The organism is Streptomyces africanus, from assembly GCF_002150735.1.
Taxonomy (GTDB): domain Bacteria; phylum Actinomycetota; class Actinomycetes; order Streptomycetales; family Streptomycetaceae; genus Streptomyces; species Streptomyces africanus.
In genome coordinates, this window is record NZ_MUKA01000276.1 from 511 (window position 1) to 11256 (window position 10746).

The window sequence follows — 10746 nt, forward strand, 5'->3', positions numbered from 1 at the left end:
CGGAGCGGCGCCGCTCCGGCGGCAACGGCATCTACTACCACCTCTCCTACTGGGGCCGTCCCCGGAGCTATCTGTGGCTGGACACCACGCAGTTGAGCAAGGTGTGGCAGGAGCTGCGCCGGGTCCACGACCACCAGGTCGACCGGATGTGGATCTTCAACGTCGGTGACGTCAAGTCGATCGAGACGGGCCTGTCCTTCTGCCTGGACATGGCGTGGGACGTGGACCGCTGGGGCCCGGACGATGTCGAGGACTTCCTGGTGGAGTGGGCCGGGCGCCAGTTCGGCCGGCGCCACGGCCCGGAGATCGCCGCCATCCGCACGGAGTACTACCGCCTGGCGGCCGAGCGGCGCCCGGAGTTCATCGACAAGGCGATCTTCTCGACGGTGCACCACGGGGACGAGGCGGAACGCCGGCTGGCCGCCTACGAGAAGTTGCTGGACCGGGTGCGGACGCTGGGCGCGAAGCTGCCCGAGCCGTACCGCGACGCCTACTACGAGCTGGTCGAATACCCGGTGCACGGCGCCTGCTTGATGAACCTGAAGTACTACTGGGCGGACCGGAACGCGCTCGCCGTCCGTCAGGGGCGCGGCGCGGGCACCAACCGCTTCGCGGACCTGGCCGAGGCCGCGCACACCGAGGAGCAGGAGATCACCCGCCGCTACAACGCGGAGATCGCGGGCGGCAAGTGGGACGGCATCGTCAACCCCTACCCGTCCCAGATCCCCAAGGCCCCGGGCCGTCCGGCCGTCACACGGGTGCCCCACCAGGAGACCTCCGGCCTGGGGCTGGCCGCGGAGGGCAACGAAACGGGAGCGAGCCGCCCGCTCTCCTTCTCCTCCTACACCCGCGACCACCGCTTCGTGGACGTCTTCAACACGGGCTTCCTCCCTCTGGAGTGGCGTGCCGAGCCGAGTCACCCATGGATCCGCCTGAGCACGGCCGGCGGCGAACTCACGGACCAGACACGGGTATGGGTGGAGATCGACTGGCCGCGGGCGCCGGAGGGCACCCACCTGCCCACGCTGACCTTCACCGGAGCCGGCACGACCGCCGAAGTGCCCCTGCGGGTGGTCAACGACGGCGACCGGGCCCGGCAGCGCGCCCGCGGTTTCGTCGAGGCCCACGGGTATGTGTCGATCGACGCCGCGCACTTCGACCACCGGGTGGCGCGCGGCGGGGCCCGGTGGCGGGTCGTCCGCGGCCTGGGACGCCGTACGGCCGCGGTCGAGGCGGTCCCGACGACCGCACCGCCGATCACCGAGGACCTGCCCACCCGGTCACCGGAGCTGCGTTACCGGGTGTGCTTCACCAGCACCGGCACCTTCCCGGTGACCGTCTTCCGGCTGCCCTCCCTCGACGAGCGGGGCAAGCGCCGGCTGGCGGTCGCCTTCGACGACCAGCCGCCGACGGTGCTGTCCGGCCAGGCGATCGCCACGGGCAACCGGGGTGACGCCTGGGCCCGCAACGTCGAGGAGGGCATCGAGAAGCTGACGGCCAGGGTGACCGTGGCGGAGCCGGGTGAGCATGTGCTGCGGCTGTTCATGACCGACCCCGCGATCGCCGTGGACCAGATCGTCATCGACACGGGTGGCCTGCCGGCGAGCTATCTCGCGCCACCTGAGAGCTACCACCGCGTCTTCAATCCCGGCCCCGTTCCTCGGGAGCACTGACGGGAAGACGCATTTCTGCGTGCACAGAAAATCAATAAAAAGCTGGGTGCATACAGCAAATTGATGCACTCGACGCACCACCGTGCTTCCGTGCGCCCCTACAGAGAAAGGATTCGGCGAGCGATCGGCACATTCCACTGGGCAGGACATGAGGCGAGCATCATGTCGGTGCGACCGCACCGAAATCCCGTGTGCCAACTGAGGCAGGTGGTATTCGATGAGCGGCTCTCTCCCAGGACCGGCCCGAAATTGGACAGTGGGCACTGCTCCAGGCATATTCCCATTCCTCGGCCACGGTATCGACCTGGTCCGTCGACCGCTGGCCTTTCTGAATTCTTTGCCCGGACACGGGGATCTGGTCGAGATACGGCTGGGCCCGCAGCGCGCCTGGATGGTGTGTCACCCGGGCCTGGTCCACCAGGTCCTCAGGGACCCGCGCACCTTCGACAAGGGCGGCCCTCTCTACGACAGGTTGCGGATGCTGCTGGGGGACGGCGTCGGCACCTGCCGCCATCAGGATCACCGGCGCCAGCGCAGGATGCTCCAGCCCGAGTTCCGCACAGCGCGTGTCGCCGACCATGTGCGCCTGATGGGCGAGGAAGTGGAGTCGGTGTGCCGCGCGTGGCGGCCCGGGCAGGCGGTCGACATCAGCGCGGCCATGCTGGATCTGTCCATACGCGTGGTCAGCCGTGTCCTCTTCTCCGACTCGCTCGACGCCGATACGGCCGCCGAGATGCGCGGGTGCCTGGCCACCGTGTTCCGCGGCATGTTCGTCCGGACGGTGCTGCCGGTCGACGCGCTGTTCCGGGTTCCCACGCCGGCCAACCGGCGTTACCGGCATGCTTCCGACCGCCTGCGCGCGATCGTCGACGCGGCCATCGCCCAGCGCCGGCGAGGCACTCCCCACGACGACCGCGACGACCTGCTCGCAACCCTGCTGGCGGCCACGCGGGCCGACGGCGGGGGAACGGCGATCACCGATAGGGAAGTCCACGGCCAGGTGCTGACGCTGATGTTCGCCGGCGCCGAGAGCACCGCCCTGTGCCTCTCCTCCGCCTTGGGGCTCTTGGGGCGCCATCCCGGGGAGGAACGCCGGCTGCACGCCGAAGTCGACGCCGTGCTCGCCTCCGGGCAGCCGCCCGGCCCCGACGAGCTGCCGCATCTCGTCCACACCCGGTGCGTCCTCACCGAGACACTCCGCCACCGCCCGCCCGGCTGGCTCTTCACCCGCGTCACCACGCGGGAGACGGAACTCGCCGGGCACCGTCTCCCGCACGGCACCACCGTCATGTTCAGCCCGTACCTCCTGCACCACGACCCTGCCCTGTTCCCCGACCCCGATCGCTTCCTCCCCGACCGCTGGCTGCCCGGGCAGGCCGTCGCGGTCCCGCCCGGCGCGATGATCCCGTTCGGTGCGGGCAGCCGGAAATGCATCGGAGAGACGCTCGCGCTGACGGAGGCCACGGTGGCCGTCGCGTTCATCGCCCGCCACTGGCGGCTGCGTCATCCGCCCGGCTCCACCGAACGGCTGCGCCCCGCGGCGACGTTGGGGCCGAGGGGATTGGTGATGGTCAGCGAACCGCGAACGGGGCGGCCGGTGGGCACACCGCCTCGGGCGGATGCACGCGCGCCCGGGACAACCGTCGTACCCGTCGTCCACAACTCACGAACGGCAGGTGGCAACGATGTCCGCGACGCATGAGGAAGTCACGCTCGCCACGCAGGCGGGCATTCCGGTCGTCGATCTGAGGGAACTGATCGACGCGAACCTCTACATGCCCTTCCCGTTCCAGCGCAATCCGCACGCGTCCGAAGCGGCGGCAGGCGTCGGGGAATGGCTGAGCACCTGGGGGCTGACCGACGACCCGGCGGTCGCGGCCATGATCTCCTGTACGCGCCCCGCCGAACTCGCGGCCTACAACAGTCCGACCATGGATTCCGGGCTCCTCCAGATCATGGCCAACCAGATCGCCTACCAGTTCGTCTTCGACGACCGCGCGGAGGACGTCGGCCGGCACACCCCGGGCCTGCTGCTGCCCATGCTGTCCGAGAGCATCGCGGTCCTGCGGGACGGCCAGCCGCCCACCACCCCGCTCGGGGCGGCTCTGGCCGACCTCCACCGACAGGTACAGGAGCGGTGCACACCCGCTCAGGCGGCCCGGTGGGCCTGGAACAGCCGTGAGTACGTGCACGGCCTGCTCTACGAAGCGGTGGCCCAGAACCACCCCGCCCCGGTGGGCAGCGGGCTGTGCCGGTCCATACGCTCCCTCATCGCGGGCGTCGAGCCGTTCTACCCGCTGTGCGAGGCCGCCCAGCCGTGCGAACTGTCCCCGGAGGAGCTCCACCACCCCCTCATGCGACGCCTGAGCCGGCTGTCGGCCGACGCGGCGGTGTGGATACCCGATCTGTTCTCCGCGGTGAAGGAACAGCGGGCGGGCGGCATGATCAACCTGGCCCTCGCCTACCAGCGGACACACCGGTGCTCCCTGCCGGTGGCCGTCACGCTCGCCACACGGCACATCAACAGCACGATCCGCGAGTTCGAGGAGCTCTACGGTGAACTGAGGCCGGAGTTGTCCCCGTCCGGCGTCGGCTACGTGGAGGGCATGGCCGGCTGGATCCGCGGTTGCTACTTCTGGTCCCGGACCGTGCCGCGGTACGCGGACACGATGGCAGCACCCGCGGTGCTCTGATCCGCTGCCCGACCGGTCGTTTCCACCACAGGGGTCCCGAGAAGAACCGAAACGGAGCAGATTACCCGAAAAGCTGAGACACGAACCGCTCCCACGGGAAATTCACCCTCTCCGTCGACCTCCCGTTCCGACCCGGCCATGGGGCGAGCAGCAAGGCGTACGCTCGCCCCGTCCGGCGGGGAGCAACGACAGGAAGCGGTAGACCACATGGCCCACGGGCTGCGGCAACCGATCACCGACAACCGGCCTCTACTCGAACGCGACGAGGAACTCCGGGCCATCGACCAGGCGTTGGCGGAGCTCCGTGACACCGTCGACGGCGTGCCCCAGGTACCGCGCGGCGGATTGCTCGCCTTCACCGGCGAGGCCGGGCTGGGCAAGACCACACTCATCGCGGCGGTGCGTGCCCGCGCCGCCGCCCTCGGGTTCACGGTGTTCTCCGGCAAGGGCGGCGAGAACGAGCGGGAGATGCCGTTCCGCGTCGTCCGCCAGGCGATGCAGCCCATCCTGGCCGGGATGGGCGAGACGGAGCGCCGGGATTTCCTGGGCACCTGGTACGACATCGTCGGCGCCGCGCTCGGTCTCAAGGCGACCGACCCCTCCCGGGTACCGGACCCGACCGGAGTACGCGACGGGCTCGACTGGGTCATGACGCGACTGACGATGTTGAACTCGCCTGTCGTTCTGCTCCTGGACGACCTGCACTGGGCCGATGCCGAATCCCTGGACTGGCTCGCCTCCTTCGCGCCCCGGGTCGCCAACCTCCCGCTGCTGATCGTCGTCGGCTACCGGCCCGATGAACTCCCGTCCGACGCGACCTCGTTCCGTACGCTCGTCGAACGCCACGAGCGGCGCCCGCACGTGCTGTCCCCGCTCGGCGAGGCCGGAGTGGCGCGGATCATCAGGGACGAGGTGGGCGAGGAAGCCGAGGACGAGTTCTGCGGCGAGTGCTGGACGGTCACCTGCGGAAGCCCCTTCGAGGCCGTCGAGCTGGCCATCAGGCTCCGTGAGCGGAAGCTGAGGGGCACCCGGGACGAATTGCCCGTGATGCGGGACCTCGCCGCCGCGGTCAAGGGCCCCGGCCTGATCGAACGCCTCAAACGGCTCGGCCCGGGCACCGTCCGCTTCGCCTGGGCCGGCGCTGTCCTGGGTGGGTCCTTCTCACCGGAGGTTGCCGCCGACCTCGCGGTTCTCGGCAGCGAGGAGGCCGCCGAGGCGGCCGAGAAGCTGCGCGCCCGCCGCATTCTCGCGGACACGGACGAGCCCGCGGGCAGCCTGGAGTTCGTCCACCCGCAGATCGCCACGACGATCTACCGCGCCATCCCCGCGGGCCTGCGGGTCGGCATGCACAACGCGGCCGCCCATGCCGCCCAGGCGGTCGGGGCCGACCCCACCGTCGCCGCCCGGCACCTGCTGGAGGTTCCCTGCGACGGCCGGCCCGAGGCGGTCGCGTGCCTGCGCGCCGCCGCGCGTGAGTATCTCCGTGCCGGGGCCCCGGAGGCCGCCCGGCGCGTGCTGGCCCGAGCGCTGCGCGAACCGCCCCCTGCCGAGGACCGCGCCGCCCTTCTCCACGAGCTGGCCTGCTCGACCTTCCTGATCGAGCCCACGGCCACGGTCAGCCATCTCCGTGAGGCGCTGAAGGAACCGGGAATCGACCCTGACCTGCGCGCCTCCATCGTCTACCGGCTGACCCAGGCGCTGGCCCACACCGACCGGCTGACCGAGGCCGCGACCGTGGCCGCCGACGAGGCGCGGCGCGCCACCAATGCGCGCGTCAGACTGCGCATGCAGGCCGATCACTTCGTATGGAGCGCGTTCCGCGCCGACGAGCCCGACTCCTCCGCCCGCTCGCGCCGGCTGGCGCGGCTGGCGGACAAGCTGCCCGGCCGGGGCCTGGAGGAGCGCTACATCCTCGGTCTGCGGGCGTGGGACGCCCTGCTGCGCGGCGAGCCGCGGCGGACGGCCCTCGGGTATGCCGAGGAGGCCCTCCGCGGAGGGATGAGCTGGACCGACGAGAACCGCGGCTTCGAGGTGCCCGCCGCGGTCGCCCTGCTGTTCATGTACTGCGACCAGCCCCGGCGGGCCGAGGAGCTCTTCACCGAAGGCATGGCCGAGTGCGAACACATGGGGTGGCGCGGCTCCCATCTGGCGCAGGGCCAGACCCTCCTGGGCTACATCCGCTACCGCCGTGGCTGCCTGCGCGAGGCGGAAGAACTCGTCCGGGCCGGGCTGCACACCGCCGAGCGCGTCGAAGGAGCGGTGCCCGCCCAGTGGTTCGCCATCGGCATTCTCATCCAGGCCCTGCTGGCCCGTGGGCGGACCGGTGACGCACGCCGGCTCGCCGACAGCTACCGCTACGGCGACGTGGTCCCCAACGCCGTCATCTTCCCGGATCCCCGCACGGTGTACGCCGGCCTGCTCCTGGCGGAGGGGCGACTCCCCCAGGCGGCGCGGCTGTTGTCCGAGGTCGGCGACTGGCTGGACGCACGGGACTGGCGCAACCCCGCATGGTGTCCCTGGCAGTTGGGACTGGCCTCCGCGCTCGCCCGCACCGACCCCGACGAGGCGGTCCGCCATGCCCAGGACGCCGTCAAGCGGGCCCGGGACTTCGGTGCGGCGTCGGCGATCGGCCAGGCGCTGCGTGTCCAGGCGGAGGTGACGGGCGGGGAGGTGGCGGTCGATCTGCACGCGCAGGCCGTCGACCATCTGGAGCAGTCGCCCGCCGCGTACGAACTGGCCCGCGCGCTGGTCGGCCACGGCTCCGCGCTGGCCCGCAACGGCCGTCTGCACGACGCCGCCGACCGGCTCTACCAGGGTCTGGAGGGCGCGGTGCACTGCGGTGCCGAAGGTCTGGCGGCCCGGGCCAGGCGGGAGCTCTCCGCCGCGGGACTGCGCCCGCTGCCCCTGCGCTACCCGCAGACGGAGATGCTGACGACCCAGGAGCGCAAGGTTGCCGAGATGACGGCCCTGGGCCACCCGGCATCGGTGGTCGCGAAGGACCTGGGGATCACCGAGCAGGGCGTACGGCACCTCCTGTCCTCCGTGTACCGAAAACTCGGCACGGACGCGTCCGGCCTCCCCGACGCCCTGTCGAACCGCTTCCGGCACGAGCGGTAGCGGCCGGGAGCCGGGCCACGCACCCGACCGCCGGTCCGCTCACCGCACCTTGGAATTGCGCTGCGCCCGATGCCCCATCGACTCCCAGAACCCTCGCAGCTCCGTGAGGTTGGTGCGGCGCTGCCAGGAGGCCTTGGGGCGGCGGAACGGGGAGCGGGCCGGGTCATGTTCGTCGACGACGTCGGCGAACCGCACCTCGGAGGTGTCGAGGGCGAGTCCCACGCAGGCCAGCGCGGAGAGGTAGTGGACGACCGAGCGGCGCTCCTCCGGGGAGAGCGGCAGAGCGGCCCGAAGCGCCCGCCGATCAGGGCGCTGAGCCAGGTCTCGAACAGGTGGAACCTCAGGGACGCCCGGTCGCCGCCCCGCGTCTCGACGGCCTCCTCCTCCCCGTGGCCGGCGAGGGCGCGCTCCAGCAGTCCCTGCTCATGCAGTTCGGCGGCGATCTCCAGGTAGGTCGGGGCCTCCGCGATGCCGGCCCGTTCGACGATCCAGTCCGCCCGCTGCCGGTCCTCCCCGGCGCCCCCGGACGAGATGTAGGTGAGGGCGGCCTCCTCGCTCAACGGCTCCAGCTCGGTCAGGGACGCCTCCATGCCGCGCAGCGAGTCGTGCGGCCGGGAGGTGATGATCAGCGGCAGGCCCTCCTCGTTGGCGCGGTGGATGGCCAGCCGGATGACGGTGTCGCGCTCCTCCGTCAGGTCGTCAGCGGTCAGCGCCTCGTCCAGGCCGTCCGCGAGCACCACGATCCGCCCCTGCTGGCACAGGCGCCGCCACACCTTCTCCGCCTCGGCACTCGAGCGGATGCTGCCCTGCACCTCCCGGCAGAGGCGCTCGAAGGCCAGTTCCCGGAAGTCGAGGTTCGCGTCGGCGGCGCGCAGCCGCACCGGCACGGACACCGGCCCCGCGCTCCGCGAGCCGCTGCGTCAGCAGCACGACCAGCGCTGTCTTGCGCGCGGCAGTGCACCGGAAGAACCAGAAGCTCTCTTCCTGCGCCAGGGTGATGACGGCCGCGCCCAGGGGTTCCAGGGCGTCCGCGGGCGGCAGGTTCACCCGACGGGAGCTTCGGGACCCGCCACCCGGTCGTACCCGGTCACTCGGACCGCGCGGGACACCCCGTGCGCAACTTTCGCGCGTGCCACACCACTTGACGCCTGAACCGTTTCGCTGCTTCTCTCGAAAGGCTGCCTATGGGAGCGCTCCCACCCCCACGTGAAAGGGAACCCCGTGCAGACCTCCCCCCACCCCTTCCCCAGACGCGCCCTGCCCGCTCTCCTCACCGCCGCGCTGCTCGCCTGCCTGCTCTCCCTGGCGGGCGGCTCACCCGCGCGGGCGGCGGCGGGGGACGGCTCGGTGTCCGACCCCAACATCGCCTATGTCGGCCGCTGGGACACCTCGTCGGGGACCGCGGCCGTGCCGAACTGGACCGGCGGCTACCTCCAGACCGGCTTCACCGGCACCACGGTGAAGGTCAGAGCCAGGAACGCGGTCAACTTCTACGCCGCCATCGACGGCGGGCCCGACGTCTTTTACGCCGGTGTGCGCGGCACGGTGGACCTCACTCCCCGGCCGCTCTCCCCCGGCACCCACACCCTGCGCCTGTCCTACCGCTCCGGTGACACCGTCTTCCAGGGTCTGGTCCTGGACACCGGTGCGCGGACCGTCGCCGCCGGCGTCCCGTCCGGGCTGGTGGAGTTCGTCGGCGACTCCATCACCGCCGGGGCACTGACCGACCGGCTGGCGCTGGACTCGTACGCCTGGAAGACCGGGGAGCGGCTGGGCATGCGGCACACGCAGATCGCCCGGTCCGGGTACTGCCTGGTCGCCCGGTCGGGGTGCACCGGTCTGAGCGGGCAGTTCTTCAAGACGGCCTCCACCGGCGGCGCGGACTGGGACTTCTCCCGGTACCGGGCCGACGCGGTCGTCATCAACCTCGGCACCAACGACATCGGGCACGGCGTGTCCGGCGCCGACTTCCAGTCGGCGTACACCACGTTCCTGCGGGACGTGCGCGCGAAGTACCCCGCGGCGCAGCTCTTCGCGGTGCAGACGCTGAAGAAGCGCTACGTCGCCGAGACCAGGGCCGCCGTCAGTGCCCGCAACAGCGCCGGTGACGCCCGGGTGCACTACGTCGACACCTCGGGCTGGCTCACCGACGGCGCCGACTACGAGGACGGCAACGGGCATCCGAACGAGGCGGGTCACACCAAGTTCGCCGAGCGCCTGGCCCCGGTCGTCCGCGCCCGGCTCGGCAGCGGCGCCACGGTGAAGGCGGCGGCTCCCGGGCAGCCCGGCGACCCGAACATCAAGTTCGTCGGCCGCTGGGACACGACCAGTTCCGCCACCGCCTCCACCCCGTACTGGGCGGGTGCCTACTACCGGGTCGGCTTCACCGGCCGGACGGTCAAGCTGAAGCAGCGCGGCACGATCGATCTGTGGGCGCGGATCGACAACGGGCCGGTGACGTTCTACGACGACGTCAAGGGGACGGTGAACCTGACCCCGGCGGCCCTCTCCTCCGGGAACCACACGCTCCAGGTCAACTACCAGGTGGTGGCCGGATCGTACAAGGGCGACGCCGTCTTCCAGGGGCTCGTCCTGGACAGCGGCGCGACGACCTTCGCCCCGCCGGCCCCGGCCAAACTGGTCGAGTTCGTCGGTGACTCGATCACCGTGGGCACGACGACCTCGCAGAACGCCCGTACCGCGTACGGCTGGCTGATCGGGGAGCGACTGGGCGTGGAGCACACGCAGATCGCGCAGGGCGGGGCGTGCCTGGTGGCCGCGGCGGACGGCTGTGTGGGTCTTGAGCGGCAGTTCACCAAGCTCAACCCGAACGCGGCGACGCCCGACTGGAACTTCTCCCGCTACCGGGCCGACGCGGTCGTCATCAACCTGGGCACCAACGACGTCGGGCACGGGGTGAGTTCCACGCAGTTCCAGTCGGCGTACGGCAGTCTGCTGCGCAAGGTCCGTGCGGCGTATCCGCAGGCGTGGATCTTCGCCCTGGAGACGTTCCGCGGGCGGTACGTCCCGCAGACCGAGGCCGCGGTGAAGGCCGCCGTCGCCGGCGGTGACACCCGGGTCTCCTTCGTCGACACGACCGGCTGGCTGGGCTCGGGCGATCTGACGGACTCGGTGCATCCCAACGACCGGGGGCACCGGGTCATCGCCGACCGGCTGGCACCGGTCATCGCCGCGAGGATCGGGGCGTAGCGGACTCGGGGGGGTGGGCTCACACCGGGCCGGGGCCCGCCCCTCCCTTGAGG

At 71.4% G+C, this 10746-nt stretch carries 5 protein-coding genes (1 of these 5 only partly in view); all 5 read left to right on the top strand.

The genetic code is table 11. The annotated features are described in order from the left end of the window. Window positions 1-1673, top strand: part of the annotated coding region (locus CCL05_RS30745; RefSeq protein WP_208641654.1) for a glycosyl hydrolase 115 family protein (this coding region is incomplete at its 5' end). 510 nt of the annotated region lie to the left of the window's left edge; 1673 of its 2183 annotated nt are in view. Between the two features lie 217 nt (window positions 1674-1890). Next, complete coding sequence (locus CCL05_RS30750; RefSeq protein ID WP_086563963.1) at window positions 1891-3375, top strand: cytochrome P450; 1485 nt, start codon at window positions 1891-1893, stop codon at window positions 3373-3375. After that, window positions 3359-4366, top strand: a complete 1008-nt coding sequence (locus CCL05_RS30755; RefSeq protein ID WP_086563964.1) for a (-)-alpha-amorphene synthase — start codon at window positions 3359-3361, stop codon at window positions 4364-4366. The genes CCL05_RS30750 and CCL05_RS30755 overlap by 17 nt, the downstream gene beginning before the upstream one ends. Window positions 4367-4573: 207 nt before the next feature. Then, the gene (locus tag CCL05_RS30760; RefSeq protein ID WP_086563965.1) at window positions 4574-7483 is read left to right on the top strand and encodes a helix-turn-helix transcriptional regulator; all 2910 of its coding nucleotides are present in this window, start codon (window positions 4574-4576) and stop codon (window positions 7481-7483) included. A 1221-nt stretch (window positions 7484-8704) separates the two neighbouring features. After that, window positions 8705-10693 (top strand): GDSL-type esterase/lipase family protein, encoded by a 1989-nt coding sequence (locus tag CCL05_RS30770; RefSeq protein ID WP_086563966.1) that lies wholly within the window; start codon window positions 8705-8707, stop codon window positions 10691-10693. Window positions 10694-10746 lie beyond the last annotated feature (53 nt).